Here is a 22773-nt window from a genome sequence, read left to right on the forward strand (position 1 = left end):
ATTATACCTCTCCTTTATTGTGATTGAGTACCTTAATAAACCGCTCGGCAATTTCTTTTGGTCGTGTTATTGCCCCGCCAATAACTGCACTGGTGACTCCCAATGCATAAACTTTTTGTAATTGTTGAGGAGTATGGATTCTTCCCTCAGCAATGACCGTTAAGTTGGCTTCAACTAATTCTTGAATCAAATTAAAATCAGGTCCGTCTAATTTTGGACTGTCTGAAGTGTAACCTGATAAGGTTGTTCCAACAAAATCAGCACCAGCTGCGCTAGCTATCAGTCCTTCTTGTAAGGTACTAATATCGGCCATCAGTAACTGATTCGGATAGTTTGTCTTAATCTTTTGGATGAAATCTGCTACTTCAAGACCATCATAGCGTGGACGTTGGGTGGCATCAAAGGCAATAACTGTTGTATTACAGGCAACAAGCTCATCAACTTCTCTCATTGTTGGTGTGATATAAGGAGCCTGTGGAGGATAATTTCGCTTAATCAAACCAATAATTGGTAAATCCGTGACTTGTTGAATAGCTGTAATATCTCGAACAGAATTAGCACGAATGCCCACTGCCCCAGCCTCTTTGGCTGCTTTGGCCATATAGGGCATGAGGCTGAATGCCTGCTCATATAAAGGCTCACCAGGCAGCGCTTGACAAGAAACAATCATCCCGCCCTGGATTTGTTTTAAAAATGTATCCCTTGTCCAACCTTGTCGCATATTATATTATTCCTCCTTATGAATGATGGTTTGGTCGTAATAAGATCTTCTTTCCTTGCTATCTAAAAAATAAGAGAATAAGCAATCAGTCATCAGTAAGATGGGAAATTGTGGTGATATTCTATTGCCATAGGAAAGATTTTGCGTGGAAGCTAACAGCAATAACTCATCGCAAAAATCATAATCATCAAAATTTCGTGTTGTCATCAATACAGTCCTTGCACCATTTCTTTTAGCAGTTGCTAATGCTTCAATAATGGTTTTGGTTTTGCCCGATATTGAAGCAGCAATCACTAAGCAAGACTCATCAACCAAAAGACTATTCCATAAAATCATGTCGTCGTCATCCATAACTTCTCCCATGATTCCCATTCTCATGAAACGAACTTTCATTTCATTTAAAGCAAAGGCTGAACTCCCCTTAGCATAAAAATAAATGCGAGAAGAGGACTCTATTAACTGTTGAATCCTCTCTAATCTTGCTTCATCTAGGACAGAATAATTTTTTCGCAGCATTTCTTCATAGTCAGACAAGACATTTTGCGTCCAATTTTTATAAATAGTGACTTCAGCTTGTCCCTTAATCATTTCCTTATATTGGAAAAGGAATTCTCTAAAGCCACTGTAGCCACATTTTTGAGAAAAACGTGTCAAGGTTGCTTTAGAGACATGCAGTTGCTTACAAAAATATTCCGTTGTTAAATAATCCATTTTCCTATTTTTCAAAAAATAACTGGCTACATCCTTCTCTGTGGCTGTCATTTTATTAAGATTAGATTCAATGATTGGAACTAGTTCTTTTTGTAATACCATGGAGCTCCTCCTATGTAAAGTAAACGTTTACAGTGTCATTTTATTACTTTTTGTTTTTTATTTCAATCACTTGCTAAAAATAGAAACGCGTTTCAACAAAGCTAACAGCAAGTGAAGCCTAACTGTTGAGGCATTTAGTTTTACTTTGCTTCCCCAAAAGTATCAAATTAGGCAAGAGATTCAGCAAATCTGAGATTAAAAATTCGGATAACCGCATTTTAATTGCACAATCTCCCAACTTGATTTTTGTTCCTTATTTCCAACATTTCTGTCTTTTTTAGTTGACGACACTAGTTAGGTACAAAAAATTAGCCATGAACAACCTCACCTCAAAAAAGCTCTATAAGCTGTGGTAGGGACTTAGCCACTACAGCTTATAGAGCCTTTTACAAGCAAGCAAAAAGCAACGATTTTTAGGTCGTTGCTTTTTGCTCTTCTCAGACCTGCTATAAAGTCTGATTGTTTATAATTCAATATCGCCGAATAAATCTGCCATTGAGAAACCAGTTTGTGTTTCTGGCAATTCGTAATCACGTTTAGCTTCGCGTTTTGGACGACGCGGACGTGATTGACGTTTTTCTTCTTTGTCACCTTCGCTATGTGCAGGGCGTTCTTCAAGTGCCTTGATAGAAAGCGAGACACGTTCGTCTGCTGCATTAACTTCAAGTACTTTTACAGTGACATCTTGACCAACTGAAAGAACATCTTTTGGATTTTCCACACGTTTATGTGAAATTTGTGAAATGTGAACCAAACCATCAATACCTGGTAATACTTCGACAAAAGCACCAAAATCAGCTAAACGTTTTACCTTGCCTTCAATAACATCACCAGCTGCTAGTTTTTGCTCAACACCATCCCATGGTCCAGGTTGAGTCGCCTTAATTGATAAGGATACTCGGCCAGCTTCTTCATCAATGGAGAGTACTTTAACTTCAACTTCTTCACCAACTGAGACAACAGATTTTGGTGAAACATTGCGTTCATGTGATAGTTCAGTAACGTGAACAAGTCCATCTACTCCACCAAGGTCTACAAAGGCACCAAAGCTAGTTAAACGAGCAACTGTCCCAGTCACAATTGAACCTTCTGTCAATTTAGAGAAAACTTCTTTGCGTGCTTCTGCAGCAGCTTCTTCGATGACATCGCGGCGTGATAAGATAAAGCGGTTTTCTGATGGATCAACTTCTTTAATTTTAGCATCAAATTCTTGACCAACAAATTTTTCAGTGTTGCGGACAAAACGTGTGTCAATCATTGAAGCGGGGATAAAACCACGTAACCCTTCAAATTCTACTGAAAGTCCGCCTTTAACAGCGCGTGTACCTTTAACGGTAACAACTTCACCTTCACGACCAATAAGTTTGTCCCATGCTTTGCGAGCTTCTAAACGTTTTTTAGATACAAGGAAAGTTACAGTATCAGTATCTTTACCTACTACTTGACGAAGAACAAGCACTTCAACTGTGTCGCCAGCTTTAACATAGTCGTTGATGTCAGCATCACGGTCGTTAGTCAATTCACGAAGAGTTAATACGCCTTCAACACCTGTGCCTTCGATAACAACGTTTGCTTGACCGTTATCAACAGTTAAAACTTCCGCAGTGACTACATCACCGGGATTTACTTCGCTAACACTGTTTAGCAAATCTTCAAATTCATTCATTCTAAAAAATCCTCCAACAAAAGCTAGCTCCTGCTAGCTTTTGATAACAATATATTTTCTCAAGGTAACCCGCAACGACAACAACTTTTATCTTTGACGGTCTCAAATAAAAATCTGATACCTCTGACTGGGGTAGCTGGATTCGAACCAACGCATGAGGGAGTCAAAGTCCCTTGCCTTACCGCTTGGCTATACCCCAAGATAGGTTTACTTCAGGATGCCTACTAAGCTAAGCATGGACCAAAATCCTAGTGAAAGAGTCAAACTTCCTAGTGTCCTGGGACACTGCAGCAGCTTCTCCATTTCATATAGACTGTCAAGGCCCTATATCCTGAACATGGAAAGAGAGGGATTCGAACCCCCGAACCCGAAGGAGCGGATTTACAGTCCGCCGCGTTTAGCCTCTTCGCTATCTTTCCGTAACAACAAAAACTATTCTATCATAGTTTTTGGTCACTGGCAAGTCTTTTTGCCTATTTTTAATGATTCAAATTGTAGTTTTCAATAACTTTTTCAACTGCTTGTTCCAAATTTTTATAAAAAGCTTCTACCGTTCCATTTGAGATAATAGCAAATTTGTCGTCAAGCTCGGCAACTTCACCAACTAAGCGCTTGCCAATCAACAATTGATAACCATCAACCTGTGCCTTTGCCACAGTAACTGCATGGTCCACAAGTTGGATCTCAATTTTTTTATCTTTTTTACTCATTTCCTACCTCACTTTCATCATTTTACACAAAATCAAGGCAGCTGGCAAGAGCAAGCTAATGATTTAGTCAACTTTCACAATCCAGCCCTCAGGGGCTTTAATCTCTCCAAACTGAATGCCAACTAGCTCATCATACAAGCGCCTCGTCACAGGCCCAACCTCGGTTTGACTGTAAAAAACATGGAGATTATTTTTGTACTGAATACCACCAATAGGCGAGATGACGGCAGCCGTTCCACATGCACCCGCTTCGACAAAGCGCTCTAATTGATCAATGAAGACATCGCCTTCAATAACTTTCATTCCCAGGCGTGTTTCTGCGAGTTCAAGTAAAGAGTATTTAGTAATAGATGGTAAAATAGAGGGGCTTAAAGGTGTAATAAATTCATTATCAGCTGTAATGCCAAAAAAGTTAGCCGCTCCGACTTCTTCGATTTTGGTGTGCGTTGCCGGGTCCAAATAAATAACATCTGAATAGCCATGGGTCTTAGCATATTTGCCAGGCAACAAACTACCAGCATAGTTACCACCAACCTTGGCCGCACCTGTGCCGTAAGGTGCGGCTCGGTCAAATTCTTCTGACACTAAAAAATTAGTTGGAGCCAGTCCACCTTTAAAGTAATTGCCTACTGGCATGGCAAAAACCGTAAAAATATATTCTGTTGCTGGTCTAACACCAATGACGTCCCCAACGCCAATTAGCAATGGCCGAAGGTACAGAGTTGCTCCAGTCCCGTAAGGTGGAACATAGTCCTTGTTTGCCACTACAACTTGCTTAACAGCATCAATGAATTTGTTTGTGGGAACTTGGGGCATCAATAGACGATCAGCTGTAGCTTGGAACCGCGCAGCATTTCGATCTGGCCGAAATAATTGAATGGTGCCTTCCTTTGTCCGATAGGCTTTTAAGCCTTCAAAGGCCTGCTGGCCATAATGCAAAGCTGTTGAGCTTTCTGAAATGTGGAGAGTGGCGTCTTTTGTTAAACAACCCTCATCCCATTGACCGTCTTTATAATATGAAATAAACCGAAATGGAAGTTTCATATAATCAAAGCCTAAGTTTTCCCACTGAATAGATACAGACATAATCATTCACTTTCTTTTATATGGTAATGGTCCTACTGGTTCTGCTTCTCTAACAAATCCATCAACACGCCTGTTTTATTATTTAAAATAGGCAGCAAAGACTTCTTGTTCTGAAATTGTTTCTGAGAGGAAAGAACCATTGCTTGTGCGATCAGATAAGCCAAGCTCTGTTAAATCTTGTTCATAGTGTTGTCCAGTCTTACTGATGACCTGCAAGATTTGGCTGGTGGCTTGCGGTTTGTCCTCAACTGGTTGGAACAAATCAATGGCCCCTGGCTCTTTTGCAGCAAAAACAGGGCCGGCAGTAAAGACACGGTGAGGTTTTGTTTTTAGCTCTCGTAACACTTGCAAACCTCGATTGGCGCGGCTAGTTACAGGGATGGCTGTTTGAGCTGTCCGCTTGAGGCTACCACGTTGGGTTAAGAGATAAAAGCTATCCGTTGTTGTTTTGAAAGCTGCCCTGATGACATCTTCTTTTTTTAGATTCATAGCCTTGACTCCTGCAGACTTCAGACCTTGAATCGGCACTTCATCAATACTAAAACGAAGGGCATACCCCAGATAAGATACAAGCATCAGTGCCTCGCCAGCACTTGGTTGGATGGTGATAACAGCATCTTGGTCACCTTTTAATTTGGCATATTTTGTTGATTTAGAGCGATAGGTGCGCCATGGTTGCAGTTCTGTGCGCTCAAAACGTTTGACTTGTCCAAGTTTTGTGACACAATAATAAATCCCTGCATCAAAATGATCAACTATCTCAGCATATACGATAACTTCATTATTAGCAAAGTTCGTAAGGGTCTGCGACAGATGTTCTCCAATGTCTTTCCACTTGATGTCTTGCAATTCATGGACCGGCCGGTAAATGACATTGCCCAGATTGGTAAAAAGTAACAAGTGTTGTGTGGTCTTAGCTGCTTGCACTAACACAATACAATCATCTTCACGTTTACCAATTTCTTCCAGCGTTGAGGCGTTAAAAGAACGCGGACTCGTCCGCTTAAGATAGCCATCTTTAGTAACACTGACAAAGGTTTCTTCCTCAACAATTAAGCTAGCTGTATCAATTTCGATCGTTTGTGCTTCTTTTTGCAATTCGGAGCGCCGCGGATTGGCAAAGCGCTTTTTGACTTCGCGCAGCTCTTTTTTCATGACGTGATACATGGTCGTTTCATCGGCAATAATAGCAGCTAAAGTGGTAATGAGCTCGCGCAGCTCTTTTTCTTCATCTTGCAAGGTAACAATGTCGGTGTTCGTTAAACGATACAATTGCAAGGTAACAATGGCTTCTGCTTGTTCTTCTGAGAAGTCATAGCTGACCTTTAAGTTTTCTTTAGCATCAGCCTTATTATCAGAAGCCCGAATTAACGCAATGACCTCATCCAAAATTGAGAGAACACGAATCAGCCCGTCAACAATATGTAAGCGTTTTTCAGCTTTGTCTTTATCATATTTAGATCGTTGAATGATAATCGATCTACGGTGGGCAATGTAGCTGGTGAGCATCTTGATCAAGCCGACTTGCTTGGGTGTATAATGATCAATGGCTACCATGTTGAAATTATAATTGATTTGGAGATCGGTATACTTTAAAAGATAATTCAAGACAGTTTGACAATCGGCGTCTTTTTTCAGTTCGATTGCAATCCGTAAGCCTGTTCGGTCTGATTCATCTCGCACTTCCGCAATGCCTGGGACCTTATTGTTGACTCTGACATCATCAATCTTTTTCACTAAAACAGATTTATTGATTTCATAGGGGATTTCAGTAACAATAATTTGTTGCCTTCCACCTTTTAGTGTTTCGATTTCCGTTTTCGAGCGCACCACAACACGGCCCTTACCTGTTTCGTAGGCTTTTTGAATATCAGCAGTGCCTTGAATGATAGCGCCAGTTGGAAAATCAGGACCCGGTAAGAAAGTCATCAATTTATCAACCGTGGCTTTGGGATGATCGATCAAATAAACCACTGCATCAATAACCTCAGCCAGATTATGTGGCGGAATGTCTGTAGCGTAGCCGGCTGAGATACCAGTTACCCCATTAACTAGTAAGTTGGGAAAGGCTGCCGGAAGAACAGTAGGTTCTTTTTCCGTATCATCAAAGTTCCAAGCAAAGGGAACGGTGTTTTTTTGAATATCTTGTAGCAAATAATCGGCAATTTCTGAAAGACGGGCTTCAGTATACCGCATTGCTGCTGGTGGATCGCCATCCATTGAACCATTATTTCCGTGCATTTCCACCAGGATTTCCCGATTTTTCCAATCCTGCGACATCCGCACCATGGCATCATAAATAGACGAATCCCCATGAGGATGGAAATTCCCCATGATATTACCAACAGACTTGGCTGATTTGCGATAGCCCTTATCAAAGGTATTCCCATCTTTATTCATGGAATAAAGAATTCGCCGCTGAACTGGTTTTAAACCATCACGAATATCAGGCAAGGCCCGCTCTTGGATGATGTACTTGGAATAACGTCCAAAACGTTCTCCCATAATGTCTTCAAGCGACATGTTTTGAATGTTTGACATAAGTTTAAGAGGCAAAGGATTTTGAAAAAGCGTCTAAAACTAGAAAAATCGGTGACAGCCTTATTTTATTATCAGCCGATTTGTTTTTGACTAACTTTTCCACCTATGCTCAAATCCTTTCTTAAAGTTAACGTAAGAAAAAACTAGGAAATCACTAGAAAACCGAGACTCCCTAAAAAGGCAATTTCCCCTAAAATGATGTAGAAAAAAGCAATAAGCCACCTAAATTTGCACTAAAAAGCGATAGACTGTTTCACTCCATCCTACTAATCCCTCTTTGTTATAAGGTAAGTAAAAGCATCTTGTTTTAAATGTTTCAGGAATAATTCCCTCAAACAAGGAGGCCTGCTCTTGAGGAATAATACACGCTTTTAAATAAGTCAATGGCAGCTCATCTTTCACTTTTGCAGGATGATAGCCATCAAAAAGGTAATGATCTAATGATGTCACCTCCTCATAATCAAAGTGAAAGCTCACACCTGGAATAAAGGCTTCGTTTAGCTCTCTATCATTGGGTAAATGACCAAGCAATCTTTCCATAGCTAAACGATAACCAGAACTAGTATTTGACCAGCCTAACATCACGTATTCAAAATAATCTGCAGGATCACCAGCAGCATTTCGTGGGTCGCAAACCAACTCCTTAGCAGTAAGTTGGAAGGCCTTGACTGCTGATAGTAGTTTTCCTGATTTAAAGATTGCTACGGCTGTATCTACTGTACACACATGACTAAGCCAATTACTATAGACTGCCTGACCAGAAATAGCATAGGTAGATGCTACCTTTGGCTGGCTAGGAGTGAAAGGAAACTGGCCTGAATAATCTTGTAGGTACTGATTGATTGCTCTTAAAATCACCTTATCTTGACAGATTATTTGAGTTTGCCTGTGATGCATTTTTTCATAAGCACAAAAAGCAGCTATCTTTTCTAACTCCCAGGCTTGGATGAAAGGATAGGTCTCTAAGGCCAAATAATAGGTTCCTTCCCATTGAAGGCTATAATTGTTTTGCCAAATAACTAACTTCACAAAGCCCTCCTTTCCTAAGGAAATCATTGCTAGTGGGCAGCTGATGAAGAATAAGCGATTCTCTCACCAAAAATTAATCTTACACTGATGACTTGTATCTGCAAAAATAAAACTGGTACTACTTTTAAACTTAGATAGGAAGAGCCTGGCAGATTTCAAAAAGTATCAAGTCAGCCTTCATTATTAAAAAACAGTATTTTCTTCTAGGGTAAAGGTGACATTATCTTCAATCCATTGGCGTCTAGGAGCTGGTTTGTCACCCATCAAAATGGAGACGCGGCGCTCTGCTCGGGCCAAATCATCAATCGTTACACGAATCAGTGTGCGACTATCAGGATCCATAGTGGTTTCCCATAATTGATCAGCATTCATCTCTCCAAGCCCTTTGTACCGCTGCAGACTGGCTCCTTTGCCAAATGACTTGCGCAGATCTTCCAATTCCCCATCCGTCCAAGCATAAGCCACTTTCGCCGTTTTTCCTTTACCTTTAGACATTTTATAGAGTGGTGGCAGGGCAATATACACATGGCCTTCTTCAACTAAGGGGCGCATATAGCGGTAAAAAAAGGTCAACAGCAAAGTTTGAATGTGGGCCCCATCTGTATCAGCATCGGTCATGATGATGATCTTGTCATAATTGATGTCCTCAATGGTGAAGTCAGCCCCAACACCTGCACCAATCGTATAGACCATGGTGTTGATTTCTTCGTTTTTGAGAATATCAGCCATCTTAGCCTTCTCAGTATTGAGGACCTTACCACGTAAAGGTAAGATTGCCTGAAATTTGCGGTCGCGGCCTTGTTTGGCTGAGCCACCCGCGGAATCCCCTTCGACCAGGTATAATTCATTTTTCCTAGGATTTTTCGACTGAGCAGGGGTGAGTTTGCCCGATAAGAGCCCCTTATCTTTCTTAGACTTCTTACCATTGCGGGAGTCATCACGGGCCTTACGCGCAGCCTCACGTGCATCACGCGCCTTGATCGCCTTACGAATCAAATTAGTCGCCAATTCACCATTTTCTAAGAGAAAATAGGTTAGCTTTTCCGATACAATCCCATCAACTACTGGACGCGCAAGGGGGCTTCCAAGCTTGTCCTTGGTTTGGCCTTCAAATTGTAAATGTTGTTCAGGAACTAAGATGGAAAGGACTGCTGATAAGCCTTCACGGTAGTCAGAACCTTCTAAGTTTTTATCTTTTTCTTTAAGCAGGTTGGTCTTTCGGGCATAGTCGTTCATGACTTTTGTTATCGCTGATTTGAGACCTGTTTCATGGGTCCCACCATCTCGTGTGCGAACATTATTCACAAAGGAGAGAATATTATCAGAAAAACCATCATTATATTGAATGGCTACTTGGACCTGAAAGTCTTGCTCTTGCCCCTCAATATAAATAACTGGGGTCAGGGTTTCTTTATCTTCATTTAAGTATTCGACAAAATCTTGCACACCATTTTCATAGTGAAATTCTTGCACTAGTGGCTCAGCCCCTCGCAAATCAGTCAATGTCATTTTGACATTTTTTAACAAGAAGGCGGACTCTTTTAAGCGCTCAGCAATCGTGTTGGTCTTAAAATCAGTAGTTGAAAAAATGGTATCATCTGGCAAGAAGGTGACTTTTGTCCCTGTTTTAGTTTTGGGCGCACTCGCAATTTTTTTTAAAGTGGTTACCGGTTTGCCACCATTTTCAAACCGCTGACGATACACAGCACCATCGCGAGTAATTTCAACTTCTAGCCATTTAGAAAGCGCATTCACTACCGATGAGCCAACCCCATGCAGACCTCCAGAGGTCTTATAGCCCCCTTGTCCGAACTTTCCTCCGGCATGAAGAACGGTGAAAATGACTTGTACTGTGGGAATACCCATTTTGTGGGTTCCAGTAGGCATCCCCCGCCCACAGTCGGCAACACTCACCGAGCCATCTTTATTTAAGGTCACATCAATCGCATCACCAAAACCTGATAGGGCTTCATCAACAGCATTATCCACGATTTCCCAAATCAAATGATGAAGACCCGTGGCGTCTGTTGAGCCAATATACATGCCGGGACGTTTGCGGACCGCATCCAACCCTTCTAGTACCTGAATGGCATCATCATTATAATTATTAATTGTTATTTCTTCTTTAGCCAAGAGTGACCTCCAGTTTTTTCATCCTTTTTATCTTACAAGTTTTTTAAGAAATTTGCAAAATCTTTTCTATCATTTATCCAGAAAATCGGTTTAGCACTCTAGTCGGTTCATTTAAAGATATGCTATAATACTAACTATGAAAATAACCTTACTCATCATTTTTTCTTATTTGCTAGGTTCCATACCAACGGGACTATGGATCGGTCAAGGCTTTTATCAGACCAACTTACGCGAACATGGTTCTGGTAATACTGGCACCACCAATACCTTTCGTATCTTAGGCTTTAAGGCCGGCTTAGCTACGCTTTTTATTGATATACTTAAGGGTACTATTCCAACTATCTTACCTGGTATTTTAGGCGTTATTGGCCTTTCTCCGATTATTTTTGGTTTTTTTGCGGTCATTGGCCATACTTTTCCCATTTTTGCAAATTTCAAAGGGGGCAAGGCCGTAGCGACCAGTGCTGGGGTGGTCCTAGGCTATTCTCCCTTATATTTCTTACTGTTAGCCCTGTTGTTTGTTGTCATCCTCTATCTTTATAGCATGATTTCCTTGGCCAGCATCAGTTTAGCTATTTTTGCAGTAATAAGTGTCTGTGTTTTTCCGGGATTTTCCTTTATTTTAGTTCGCTATGATTTATTTTTGATTAGCATCGTTGGAATCCTGGCTAGTCTGATTGTTTATCGGCACAAGGACAACATCACACGCATTCGTGAGCACCGAGAAAATGTCGTTCCCTGGGGGCTCAATCTTAGTAAGCAAAAACCCACTCAGCAATAGCAGGTTTTTTACATAAACACATTTTCCATCATAAAAAGGAGTTTAGACTGTTTAGCAGTCCAGCTCCTTTTTCTTTGAGATTATGCTTCAAACACAATTTGCCCACGGCAAATGGTATAATGGACCTTGCCTTTTAAGCGTTCACCAATAAAGGGGGAATTAGCAGCCTTAGAGGCAAATGTCGAACTTACGATCCGATCGGCATCAGGATCAAAAATCAGGACATCAGCAGGTCCACCAACTTGGAGATAACCTGCATCAAATTGGTACAAACGTGCAGGATTAATGGTCATTTTAGCCAACAAGTCGCTTAAAGTCAAATGACCTGGTTCAACTAAGGCTGTAAGTCCAAGTGACAGGGCCGTCTCTAGACCAGTCATACCAGAAGGAGCCTGACAAATATCTGTAACCTGTTTTTCCTCTCTGTGGTGGGGAGCATGGTCAGTCGCAATAATGGAAATGGAGTTAGCCTTTAAACCTTCAATGACGGCTAAGCGATCAGCCTCTGTTCGTAATGGAGGATTCATCTTGGCATTAGCGCCAGCCATCAGCAGCAAGTCTTCTGTTTTTGAGAAATGCTGAGGCGTTGCCTCAGCGGTTACCTGAGCCCCCAATTCTTGCGCGAAAGCCACTAGTTTAACGGCTTGGGCAGTGGATAAGTGCTGAATATGGAGATGAGCTTGGCTGCCATAGGCAATCATCACGTCCCGGGCAACCATGCTATATTCTGCCATCGCTGTGGCGCCTTGGCAATGGAAATGCTGGACGGCAATATGCTCATTGAGCCCTAAGACACCATTGAGTGTGGGGTCTTCTTCATGTACTGCAACAAAGGTTCCACAAGCCTTGGCCGCTTTCAAAGCGTCCCGAAGAAGGCCAGCGTCTGTCAATGGCATGCCATCGTCTGAAAAGCTGACTGCCCCAGCTTGCTTAAGTGTAGCAAAATCCGTTAAGGTTTGCCCATCAAAGTTGTGTGTGACACTGGCGTTGGTATAAATGTTAATGGGTTCTTTACGGGCGCTAGTCAAAACAGCTTCAAGGGTTGCACGAGTAGAGATGGTGGGCTGAGTATTAGCCATCATAACTACTGATGTGAAGCCGCCAGCCGCTGCTGCTAAAGCTCCTGTATGGATGTCTTCTTTGTGCGTTTGACCTGGCTCACGAAAGTGCACATGAATATCAACCAAACCTGGTGCAAGGACCAGCCCTGTTGCATCAATCACCTGTGCTGCGGGTTCTTCAATCTTGGCAGACATGGCACGAATCCGGCCCTCATTGATTAACACATCTAATTTTTGATCCAGACCCGAAGCAGGATCAAGCACACGCCCATTTTTTATTAGTAACATAGAAACCTCTGCTTGTGTATCTTATTGTGGTATCTGTTCAACAATCAAAGCAGTTTCACTTTGATCATAGTAGCTGCATGTCATCGCCTGTAGATCACTAACCCATTTATAAATACCAGCGGCTGCCATGTCTTGACAAAAGGCTTCAAAGTTACTTTGACCAGCCTGGTGGCGCGCCAAATCAGCCTGAGCTGCCGCAAGATTACTCCTAGCAGCAATTTCCGACCTGACCTGATAGCCATTAGTGATCAGCACTTGATCCGCACTCTGGTAACTAACTTCTCCTCGATCAATGAAAACTGTATAGCGCAACATGCCCATAGCTTTAAAGGCCTGGATTAATTTTGGAAAATCTGGTCCAGTAAATTGCTGATGAGCTGCTTGAATGTCTGCTTTGTTTAGCACCTTGTCTCCTTTTTTCTTAGTAAAAGCACTGCATAGCATAGCAATGGCTAGCGCATTTTTTGAGATGATTCCTGGCTCATCGCAACCAATCAATTTGGGATAGCCCAGCTTGTTGCAAAAAAGTATTGGTCCGCGAAAATGGCTTACTGCCAAAAAAACCACGGTGGGCGGACAGCGGACTTGGATGGGGACTTTCAATAATATAGTGGTGCGGCTGGGTAATCAGAGCCTTTTTTTTGCGGGCATAACCACCCCATAAGATAAACACAACAGGACTCGTTTTATCATTGGCAAGCTTAATAACCGCATCCGTAAAAGGCTCCCAAATCCTATTGGCATGGCCATTGGCCTGATGCTCAGGCACAGTTAAGCAGGCGTTTAACAAAAGAACTCCTTGCTCTGCCCAAGGACGCAAATCATGGTGCTTACGTTGACCAATATCGCTTGCTAATTCCTTAAGAATATTTTGTAAGGAAGGCGGTGCTGGGATGTGATCTGGAACCGAAAATGACAAGCCTTGTGCCTGACCAGGACCATGGTAAGGATCCTGACCAAGGAGAATGACCTTAGTTTCTTCGTAGGGTGTTGCCTTAAGCGCCGCAAAAACTTTCTCTCGTGGCGGATAAACCACTCCTGCTTGATAGACCTGGTCGAGAAAATGGTTAATCCTAGCAAAATAAGCCTGTGGCAGTGCTGCTTTTAATTTGTCATGCCAGGTAGAGTGAATCATTAAATATCATCCTTTCATTGCTAAAATGCGACCCCAATCAGTCAATTATTATTTATTTTATCATAATTACCCCTAAAAAAGCCCACTTTTCTTAAAAAGTGAGTCTTTTTGTGACCTTTTTATGGTCATAAGTCAACTGCGCTTCCAGCCAGTACTGCGCCTTCTCCAAACCAACTGAAATGAGCCAATAAATCACAGCCACAAGGATATACATGGACATGTAGTCCCACTCCCTGCCACCAATAATTTTGGCATTTTGGAATATGTCAGGGACTGTAATCATAGCAGCCAGTGAGGAGGATTTGACCATATCAATCACCACATTCCCCAACGGTGGAACAGCAATGCGTAAGGCCTGTGGTACAATAATTTTGCTGACAATAATTCGCTGAGGTAAGCCCAAGGCTTGCGCAGCTTCCCATTGTCCATGAGAAATAGCGGCCATAGCTGAACGCAGAATTTCAGCAATAAAAGCTGCACTAACCAAGGAAAAACCAAAATAAGCACAAAGCAAAGCTGGCCACTGCAAACCATAATAAGGTAGCCCAAAATACAGCACAAAGAGGACCACAATCATCGGAACACCACGAAAAAAAGAAATATAAGCCTTGGCCAGTTTTGGCAGCAACCAATTGGAACTTTGCCGCATCAAAGCAAAGCCAAAACCAAGAATTAATCCCGTGGCAAAGCTAGCAGCTGAAATGCCTAAAGTATAGGGCAAGCCTTTTAACACAAAGGGAAAGCTTTTGAGAATAAGGGCAACATTAATCATAAAAGGTCCTTACTCTACATCGTTGGTCTTAATAACAGGAATCTTTGCCCCTTTATCAAAAGGCTTGGTTAGATCTTGACCAGCATAGTATTTCTCAGAAATGGCTTTTAAGCTACCATCTGACATCATCGCTTTGATCACAGGATTGATTTTTTGTAAAAGCGATTGGTCTTTTTTACTCATCACAATACCTTGTTTGGTTGGATTATAGAGCACATCACTCATCTTGACATTGATTGAGGGATTTTGCCGCTTCATAAAATCAACAAAAAGCTTTTGTGCAGGATAATCATTAGGAATAAAATCAGTACGCCCCAAAGCCACGTCCTTAAGGTAGACATCATTAGCCACATTGTCATAGGATACTAGTGTAGCGCCTTGTTTCTTGGCTACTTTCATATATTCTGTACCTTCAGCACCGGCAGCTTTCTTTCCTTTCCAATCGCTGAGGTCTTTTTTAACAAGACGAGAAGAGCCATCTGCACGGACAATCATCCCACCAACACCATATTTGTAAGGAATGGACATATTATACTTGGCTTTGCGCTTATTTGTAATGTCAAAATTATTGATAGAAAGGTCAGCTCGGCCACTATCTATGGACGTAAAAGCCTGATCAAAACCTGTTTCTACAAATTTTACCTTGACACCGAGGCGTTTTCCGACCTCCTTCATCATATCCACTTCATAGCCAACCAGCTGATTCTTATCATTATAATAGGATGTTGGTTGATAGGTTGTTGGAGTGGCGACCGTCAAGACACCCTTTTTCTCAATCTTCGACCAGCTTGTCGCCTGCTTTTGCTGAGTGGTTGCACAAGCAGTTAAGCTCAAAGCACTTAGGCTTACTAACAGCCATTTTACGGATTTATGCATGTTACTCTTCTCCTTTTATTACTAAAAACAAGTATACCATTCACACTAGTAGCTGGCATGTAAAACGCTTACGCCCTTGCAAAGTCTCCCCTTCTTATAACCACCTTCCTCGCTTTTTTAACCCTACCGAGCCAGGACTTGCCGAAATTGCCCAGCTTCTTCAAATTGCTGAGCAAGCTCTAACAAGCGTCCTTCTTGACCTTTGGCTGCTAAAAATTGGATGCCAAGTGGTAGCCCAGCTGTCGTCATGTGAGTGGGCAGGCTGATGGCCGTGGCTCCCGTCAAATTAGCTATCGACATATTAGGATTGAGCGCCAACCCCTTCTCAAACATCTGCTCCACCAATTCCAGCTGCTCTTTATTACTATACTCTGCAGCATGAGCCAATCGCACAAGCAAATCGGGCGAGGGATCTAACTGCCCATGTTTAGGAGCAATATCATGTGTTGAAGGCAGCAAAAGCACATCATAATCTTGGAAAAAAGCATGTAACTGGGCACTATAATCGTCCCACTCATAGAGCAAGCGAGCATAGTCTTGAGCTAATACACGCCGACCACTTTGATAAATAGCCCAGGTCATTATTTCCATATCATCTTTGGTCAAAGCCCGGCCCATGGCCTCAGCCAGCTGGCTAAACATATTGGCTGTCTCTGCCCCATTCATAATGTAATAGCTACGTGTCATTTGGGCCATATCAATTGGCAATTGGTTAATTTCTTCAATCTGGTGACCTTGACTTGCTAAGAAGCGGCTGGCATTAAGGAGTGCCTGATTTGCTTCTTGGCCCAAAGGCTGGCCATCTGGCTGCTTTTGAAACAAAGCAATGCGCCATTTCTTCTGAGGACTAGCAAATACCGTTTGTTCACTTAATAAAGGTAGGGGAAAAGGACTTTCCATCTGCAAGGTTTGCAGATAATATAAGAGCCGCTTGGTGTCTCGAACCGTTTTAGTGACAGCAAAATGAACGGCGGCCCCTTGCCAAGAACGAAAAACGGTTGGGCCGACTGGCGTTCGGCCACGACTAGGTTTTAGGCCAATCAAGCCATTAAAAGAAGCAGGAATGCGAATGGAACCTCCTCCATCGCTTGCTGGTGACAAACTGGTTACGCCGGAAGAAACCAATGCTGCAGCACCGCCAGATGAGCCACCAGCGTTACGCGACACATCCATTGGCAGGTTAACAGCACCGTTAGCTTGGCTATCACTAATATTCTTAAAACCATACTCAGGTGTATTTGATGTGCCAAGAATAATAAAGCCCAAGGCCTCCAACCTTTGCACATATGCCGTATCTTGTCTGGGGTAGTGCTTTTGTAAAAGTTTTGCGCCAGAGGTCGCACGCAGGCCAACCTTATCTTGCCCCAAATCCTTGAGAAAAATCGGTACCCCTGCAAAGGGCAACCCCTTAAACGATCGGCTTTGCGCTTCTGCCAAGGCTGCTTCATAACGCTGATCCACGATGGCATTAATCTTGGGATTCATAGCTAGCGCTTGCTCAATGGTCCAAGTCACCAATTCTTTGGGAGAAATGTGCTTAGCCTGAATGGCTAAGGCCATCGCAGTTGCATCATTAAAATCGGTCAATGTCATGCTTATCTCCTCCTTCGTTAGGGCATGCTTTTTTCTGGTTACTTATTTGCTCAGCACCTTGCTTACTTTCTTTAGCATGATACCATCTTTTAGGATAAAAAAGAAAACAGAAAAATTCCTGCTCTACTTTTTCAGTTTTCTCTTTTTAAGGCATCATCCTTGCCAACGGTTAGGATCTTTTTGAAAGGCTTGCATCAAAGCCAGCCCCTGTTCTGTGATAATGCCTTCTTCTTGTGCAACCCTAATCAATTGACTGTAGCTGGTTAGGGTATGCAGGTTTAATCCCGCCGCTTGAAAATTGCTCTGAGCGCTTGGCAATTCATAAGTGAAGATGGCTACAATCCCTAACACCTCTATACCTGCTTGACGTGCTGCCGCTGCCGCTGCTAGCACAGAGCCACCCGTAGAAACCAAATCTTCAATTAAAACCATTTTCTGGCCGGCAAAGACGCGGCCTTCAATCTGATTACCTGCTCCGTGGTCCTTAGGTTTACTACGAATATAGGCAAAAGGTAAATTCATCTTATCTGCAACAATCGCTCCGTGCGCAATGCCTGCTGTTGCTGTCCCAGCGATGACCTCAACTTCAGGATAATACCTGCGAATCACTGATACAAAGCCGTCCTCAATCAAAGTACGAGTCTTAGGATAAGACAAAGTCACTCGATTGTCAGTATAAATCGGGGATTTTATCCCTGAAGCCCAGGTAAAAGGTGCCTCAGGTTTTACATAAACTGCTTCAATGGCTAACAAATCAGCAGCAATCGTTTTGGCTAAAGTCATGTTTTTCTCCTTTTTGGCTAAATTGCTGAGCTGGCTTTAAGCATTCCATTCAGCTCTGATCATTTCATAAGCAGCTAGCGGATCACTAGCCTGGGTAATTGGTCGGCCCACCACGATAAAATGTGAGCCAATAGCTCTTGCCTGAGCTGGTGTCATCACCCGTTTTTGATCTCCAATAGCCACCCCTTGGGGCCTAATCCCTGGTGTTAAACACAAGAATCCCTCAGGTGTCACCTCTTTGATGAGTCCAACTTCTTGAGCCGAACAGACCACACCATCTAAGCCTGCTTGCTGCGTCAGTTGTGCATAATGCTGCACTGATTCTCCCAGGCTAGCCTGAATCAATTGTTCCTTTTGCATTTGCTGCTCAGAAGTAGAGGTCAACTGAGTCACCGCCATGAGCTTTGGTCCAAAGCCTAATCCTTTGCGAGCTGCGGCCATCATCTCCAGTCCGCCGGCTGCATGGACGGTCGTCATATCGACCCCTAATTTGGCTAGCACCGCCATGGTTGCTTGAACAGTATTTGGAATATCATGAAGTTTCAGATCTAAAAAAACACTGTGCCCTTGGGATTTTACATAAGAAACCACTTGAGGTCCGTGGGCATAATAGAGCTCCATACCAATTTTAAGATAGAGCATTTCCGCTTTTGGAAAGTGATTTAAAAAATCCTTAACCTCTTCAAAAGTAGCAAAATCTAAAGCAATAATCGGACGTTCTTCTTGCATATCTTCCTTTCTTTGGCCTGCTATATTGGCAGTTAAAAACCTTGCCTCCAGCAGGAAACAAGGTGACAGAAAATGAGAGTATGTCAAATACATCTGTTTTTACTGATAAACCTTGTAAGCCTCTCTGGACCTGATTAAAGGTAATTTTTCTAACATTATATCGTATTTTACAGAAGCTGTCAAAAAAGGAAGCACAAAAAGAGGCGCAAATAAAAATCCAAGCCCAGATATAAAAACAACCAAGGTAGAGGTCTTATTGATGGAACTCTACCCTGGTTGTTTATTATTAATGTTTTCATCCTATGGTAAAAGCTAATCATTTACACCATTACAGTATTAGGTTCATGAGCTGACTTGGGGCTTTGATAGTGTTTAAGAAAGGCCTCTTCCTCAAGGTGCACCATCTTGATGTGCTCATAGTCCACTGGAGCAACCGGAGCTTCTTTTAAGGACAAGGCAATGATTTTAAGTGATGAGAACACGTCAATTAAAACACCGAAAACCCGGACCCGTTTGTCGCCCAAAATAGCCTGAAAGACCTCTTTAGACTGGCAGAGGGTAACTAAATGGTCCAAGCCTTTAACCCAATTATCCACAATATCTAAAGTCTTATTCATTAATTTGAAAGCGGACTCTTCATACCAAAAAGTAGACTCAATCAAGCGTTGCTTTTTATCCAAATCATTAATCGCTCTAACAATATCACCTAACTCACTCTGAACAGCACTAGATGAAAATTCGCCCCCCAAAATAGATGGCGTTCGCTCTACCAGGAGGAGTTCATCCTTAAAGAGGGTCAAATAATGAATACTAACCAATAATTTTTGAATTAACACCTTATGGTTTGTTTGTTCACTCGTACTCATCTGATCCCCACCTTTACTCAACACGCGATTCCTTCAATACTATTAATATAACACATGGGTTATAAAAGAGCAATCGCTGGCCCTTGTATCTCTTAAAACTTTTTTGCTTAGCGCCGCGCTGGTTTAGGCTGACTCTCCAAGGAGGAAGCTTAATCTGGCTTGTTCGTTAAAAAGCCTAAAAAGAGTAAGATAGTCAAAACAATACAGAACGTTTGTTCAAGCATATTGAGAGTATCACTAATGCAAACACGGAAATAAGAATGCGCAATATTGTCGACTAACATCATCACTAATGAGATGAGAGCAATCCAAAATGACTGACGTGAAAGACGCTGTTGTAATTGAGACATTATTTCTTCTCCTTTTATTAAGATATCTTAATTATATAATAATCATCCCCTAAAGAAAACAAAAAATTAAAATAATCTAGTATTTGTCCGTATTTTCCGAATATTTTGAATTATCAAACCATAAAAAAAACTCTATACTATTCCCAGCGGCCTCACCCACTCTAGAAAAAAGACAGAGTTTATTTGTGCTTTTAAATGCGCTTAAGAGAAAAGCCCGCACTATCAGCGCAGGCTTGCGGGTCCCTTCCTACAATAGTCAGCCGTTTATGACAGATAGCGCTCCAAGTTGTCGTTATTTAGGAGTGCTTGAGGGTTATTGTGGAATAAATCTTCAGCTCGCGCTTGTCCGTAAGTCTTAGCAATTATCCGGTAGGCCTCCTGCATACAGGGGGGACGTTTACTGAGATGATGCATATCACTAGCCACACAATGAACTAAATCTTCCTCTAAAAGATACTGTGTTCGTTTTTTGAATTCTCTAAGTTTATCTCCCAAGAGCTTTGGCTTTCGTACATGCGAACTATTAATTTGAGTATAGCACCCCATTGCAATCAACTCTTGCACATGGTTTTTTTGAAAAGCGAGCTCATCATAGCATTCAATATGAGCAATAATTGGGCTTATACCGAGCCTTAGCACGTGTTGCAAAGCCCAGCGCATCTCTGGCCAAGCGGTGTTTATACTAAAAGCAATCAAGGCAAAGCGAGTGTTGTTCATGCGAGGCAACTGATGGTGTTCTAATTTATAAAGCATATCCTTTGTGTAAAATAGCTCACCTCCATACAAGATGGTTAAATCCGCAAATCTTCCTTCTGCTTCACGCTTAACCTGTAAAAAATGATTATAAATATCACGCTCTGGTGTTTCATACTTGCCCTTACGTCGGTGGGAGGTTGAGACAATTGTTCGCACTCCTTGACGATAGCTTTCAGCAATTAAAGCTAAGCTTTCATTGATCGTTAGCGGTCCATCGTCCACATCAAATACGATATGTGAATGAATATCGATCATTTAATTTTCCTCCAAGACAGCATTAAGGGCCTTGTTAGCTTTTTAACACTATCATTATCTATTTTATCTGTAAACTGGCAGCAGCAAAATACCAGATCACTCAAGTACCGCCTGACAAGACGCTAGCCCACCTGCCTGCGACTGCTCTATCTGCACATAAGTAGCTAAGCCAAGCACGCAGAGCTGGTGAAAGCACCAAAACAGCCTGCATGTAAAAAGCAGTGCTTCTTCTCAAAAACGACGTGACTCATTAACCAGCCACATGATTGCCCAAGACTTGCTTTGACTCCTTTGGCTCCTCAAAAATAAAATAAAACCCAATACTAGGTTTAAAACAGTGCCAACAAACAAGATCAGTAATGTCCGGCGCTTAGCAATAGCACATGCAAGCCATAAAACAAGAAGTTAAATCATCTCCCAAATGGTAGAACCTGGAATCACACTCTTACAGTAAAGAGCCTAGATGGTTATGAAAAATACCCTGTCAGACGTAAATATAGTTTACAAGGCTTAAATCAGTCAAGCACTCGTAATCCTAAAAAGCCCGAACATTTCTTGTCTTACACACTACTGGTTAATCGCATTTATCTTAGCTTAGCAGCATATTAGTCAAATTTGCCTTTCCAATTATAGCATGTTTACAACCCCATTTCAATTTATATCCTATTTAATAGTGAGTCCATTACTTGGGTGTTTCAAGCAACTCAGTCTCCGCAATGCTTAAACTTCTATCATTAGCTAAATCCAACTTAACCTGCATATAAGCAATGCCACACTTCTTTTTTAAATGAACATGCTAGCAAAAATGACCACAAAGCAAATCAGAAAAAGAGGAGAGACTTGAAGAATCGGACTTAATAAGATAAACTGGGCTTATGAGATTACAACAATTGCGCTACATTATCAAAATCGTCGAGTCTGGCTCCATCAACGTGGCAGCCAAGCAACTCTTTATCACCCAGCCTAGCTTATCAAATGCTGTTAAGGACCTAGAAAATGAAATGGGCATCCAAATCTTCAATCGGCATCCCAAAGGAATTACCTTAACCAAGGATGGTATGGAGTTTTTATCCTATGCACGGCAGGTCATTGAGCAAACTAGCCTACTTGAGGAACGTTACAAAGCACCAAACACCCAGCGGGAGCTTTTTAGTGTCTCCTCACAGCACTATGCTTTTGTTGTCAATGCCTTTGTCGCGCTATTTGAAGATACGGACATGACGCAATACGAACTCTTTCTTCGAGAGACAAGGACCTGGGAAATTATTGATGATGTCAAAAACTTCCGATCAGAAATCGGTGTCCTTTTTATCAATGACTACAATCGTGATGTCTTGACCAAACTCTTGGATGAAAATCATCTGCAAGCCACCCCCCTCTTTACTACCAAACCACATGTCTTTATCAGTAAAGACCATCCATTAGCAAAAGAGTCTGTGCTTGAGCTCAAGGACTTAGAAGCTTTTCCTTATCTTAGTTATGATCAGGGTCTCCATAATTCCTTTTATTTTTCTGAAGAAATGCTGGCGCAGGTACATCACCCCAAATCAATTGTTGTCAGTGACCGAGCGACCCTCTTTAACCTGATGATTGGCCTAAATGGCTATACCGTTGCTACAGGGGTGTTAAACGCTAAACTAAATGATGCCCATATTGTGGCCATCCCACTAAAGACTGAGGATACCATCAAAATCGTCTACCTCAAGCATGAAAAAGCCAACCTCTCTAAAATGGGCGAAGCATTCATCGGTTACCTCAAAAAAGAAGTCCAATTTAAGGCTTAAAGGCAGGAACACCCCAATCGTTAGGAATAATGTCTAACCGTTGGA

Annotated in this window: 21 protein-coding genes and 2 tRNA genes; 2 read left to right on the forward strand and 21 right to left on the reverse strand. The window is 42.0% G+C overall.

The annotated features are described in order from the left end of the window. Nucleotide 1: 1 nt before the first annotated feature. From K5J94_RS07530 to parE, 10 genes are all read right to left on the reverse strand, one after another. Nucleotides 2-721 carry an N-acetylmannosamine-6-phosphate 2-epimerase gene (locus tag K5J94_RS07530; protein WP_159544079.1) on the reverse strand — a complete coding sequence of 240 codons (720 nt, stop codon included), beginning with the start codon at nucleotides 719-721 and terminating at the stop codon, nucleotides 2-4. A 6-nt stretch (nucleotides 722-727) separates the two neighbouring features. Further along, nucleotides 728-1534: a MurR/RpiR family transcriptional regulator gene (locus K5J94_RS07535; protein ID WP_159544081.1), complete on the reverse strand. Its 807-nt coding sequence runs from the start codon at nucleotides 1532-1534 to the stop codon at nucleotides 728-730. A gap of 463 nt (nucleotides 1535-1997) precedes the next feature. Next, nucleotides 1998-3200, reverse strand: a complete 1203-nt coding sequence (gene rpsA / locus K5J94_RS07540) for a 30S ribosomal protein S1 (protein WP_159544084.1) — start codon at nucleotides 3198-3200, stop codon at nucleotides 1998-2000. Nucleotides 3201-3327: 127 nt separating this feature from the next. Next, nucleotides 3328-3399, reverse strand: a tRNA-Gln gene (locus tag K5J94_RS07545). Between the two features lie 139 nt (nucleotides 3400-3538). Next, nucleotides 3539-3619: transfer RNA gene (locus K5J94_RS07550), tRNA-Tyr, on the reverse strand. Between the two features lie 60 nt (nucleotides 3620-3679). Beyond that, nucleotides 3680-3910, reverse strand: a complete 231-nt coding sequence (locus K5J94_RS07555) for a DUF2969 domain-containing protein (RefSeq protein WP_221912779.1) — start codon at nucleotides 3908-3910, stop codon at nucleotides 3680-3682. A 63-nt stretch (nucleotides 3911-3973) separates the two neighbouring features. Then, nucleotides 3974-4996: a branched-chain amino acid aminotransferase gene (locus K5J94_RS07560; protein ID WP_221912781.1), complete on the reverse strand. Its 1023-nt coding sequence runs from the start codon at nucleotides 4994-4996 to the stop codon at nucleotides 3974-3976. Between the two features lie 78 nt (nucleotides 4997-5074). After that, nucleotides 5075-7537 carry a DNA topoisomerase IV subunit A gene (parC, locus tag K5J94_RS07565; protein WP_221912783.1) on the reverse strand — a complete coding sequence of 821 codons (2463 nt, stop codon included), beginning with the start codon at nucleotides 7535-7537 and terminating at the stop codon, nucleotides 5075-5077. A 222-nt stretch (nucleotides 7538-7759) separates the two neighbouring features. Next, nucleotides 7760-8566 (reverse strand): phosphate ABC transporter ATPase, encoded by an 807-nt coding sequence (locus K5J94_RS07570; protein ID WP_221912785.1) that lies wholly within the window; start codon nucleotides 8564-8566, stop codon nucleotides 7760-7762. Between the two features lie 183 nt (nucleotides 8567-8749). Next, nucleotides 8750-10699 carry a DNA topoisomerase IV subunit B gene (parE, locus tag K5J94_RS07575; protein ID WP_159564025.1) on the reverse strand — a complete coding sequence of 650 codons (1950 nt, stop codon included), beginning with the start codon at nucleotides 10697-10699 and terminating at the stop codon, nucleotides 8750-8752. Nucleotides 10700-10835: 136 nt separating this feature from the next. Between parE and plsY the strand changes: the two genes are divergently transcribed. Beyond that, complete coding sequence (gene plsY, locus K5J94_RS07580) at nucleotides 10836-11480, forward strand: glycerol-3-phosphate 1-O-acyltransferase PlsY (RefSeq protein ID WP_221912787.1); 645 nt, start codon at nucleotides 10836-10838, stop codon at nucleotides 11478-11480. A gap of 80 nt (nucleotides 11481-11560) precedes the next feature. On the opposite strand, the gene K5J94_RS07585 is transcribed toward plsY, so the two are convergent. The 11 genes from K5J94_RS07585 to cps4B all read right to left on the reverse strand — a co-directional run bounded on the left by K5J94_RS07585 (nucleotide 11561) and on the right by cps4B (nucleotide 20944). Continuing rightward, nucleotides 11561-12829, reverse strand: a complete 1269-nt coding sequence (locus K5J94_RS07585; RefSeq protein WP_221912788.1) for a dihydroorotase — start codon at nucleotides 12827-12829, stop codon at nucleotides 11561-11563. Between the two features lie 21 nt (nucleotides 12830-12850). Continuing rightward, the gene (locus tag K5J94_RS07590; RefSeq protein ID WP_231700349.1) at nucleotides 12851-13234 is read right to left on the reverse strand and encodes a DUF1398 family protein; all 384 of its coding nucleotides are present in this window, start codon (nucleotides 13232-13234) and stop codon (nucleotides 12851-12853) included. A gap of 76 nt (nucleotides 13235-13310) precedes the next feature. After that, nucleotides 13311-13964, reverse strand: coding sequence for a uracil-DNA glycosylase (locus tag K5J94_RS07595; RefSeq protein WP_159544096.1), 654 nt, complete (start codon nucleotides 13962-13964; stop codon nucleotides 13311-13313). A gap of 91 nt (nucleotides 13965-14055) precedes the next feature. Beyond that, nucleotides 14056-14736 (reverse strand): amino acid ABC transporter permease, encoded by a 681-nt coding sequence (locus tag K5J94_RS07600; RefSeq protein ID WP_221912789.1) that lies wholly within the window; start codon nucleotides 14734-14736, stop codon nucleotides 14056-14058. 9 nt (nucleotides 14737-14745) lie between these two features. After that, nucleotides 14746-15612 carry a transporter substrate-binding domain-containing protein gene (locus K5J94_RS07605; protein ID WP_159544100.1) on the reverse strand — a complete coding sequence of 289 codons (867 nt, stop codon included), beginning with the start codon at nucleotides 15610-15612 and terminating at the stop codon, nucleotides 14746-14748. A gap of 123 nt (nucleotides 15613-15735) precedes the next feature. After that, nucleotides 15736-17205, reverse strand: a complete 1470-nt coding sequence (locus K5J94_RS07610; protein WP_221912790.1) for an amidase — start codon at nucleotides 17203-17205, stop codon at nucleotides 15736-15738. Between the two features lie 153 nt (nucleotides 17206-17358). Next, entirely contained in the window at nucleotides 17359-17988 is a 630-nt protein-coding gene (gene pyrE, locus K5J94_RS07615) for an orotate phosphoribosyltransferase (RefSeq protein WP_159549159.1), read from the reverse strand. 36 nt (nucleotides 17989-18024) lie between these two features. Then, nucleotides 18025-18717: an orotidine-5'-phosphate decarboxylase gene (gene pyrF / locus K5J94_RS07620; protein ID WP_159564032.1), complete on the reverse strand. Its 693-nt coding sequence runs from the start codon at nucleotides 18715-18717 to the stop codon at nucleotides 18025-18027. 320 nt (nucleotides 18718-19037) lie between these two features. Next, entirely contained in the window at nucleotides 19038-19583 is a 546-nt protein-coding gene (locus K5J94_RS07625; protein WP_221912791.1) for a hypothetical protein, read from the reverse strand. 149 nt (nucleotides 19584-19732) lie between these two features. Continuing rightward, nucleotides 19733-19933 carry a holin gene (locus K5J94_RS07630; protein WP_159564034.1) on the reverse strand — a complete coding sequence of 67 codons (201 nt, stop codon included), beginning with the start codon at nucleotides 19931-19933 and terminating at the stop codon, nucleotides 19733-19735. Between the two features lie 264 nt (nucleotides 19934-20197). Beyond that, on the reverse strand, nucleotides 20198-20944 hold the full coding sequence (cps4B, locus tag K5J94_RS07635; protein ID WP_221912792.1) for a capsular polysaccharide biosynthesis protein Cps4B: 747 nt from the start codon (nucleotides 20942-20944) through the stop codon (nucleotides 20198-20200). An 875-nt stretch (nucleotides 20945-21819) separates the two neighbouring features. On the opposite strand from cps4B, the gene K5J94_RS07640 reads away from it, so the two are divergent. After that, a complete protein-coding gene (locus tag K5J94_RS07640) occupies nucleotides 21820-22728 on the forward strand; it encodes a LysR family transcriptional regulator (RefSeq protein WP_159564036.1) in 909 nt (302 codons plus the stop codon). The last annotated feature ends 45 nt before the right edge of the window (nucleotides 22729-22773 follow it).

Source organism: Streptococcus halichoeri (assembly GCF_019774635.1).
GTDB classification, from domain to species: Bacteria; Bacillota; Bacilli; order Lactobacillales; family Streptococcaceae; genus Streptococcus; species Streptococcus halichoeri.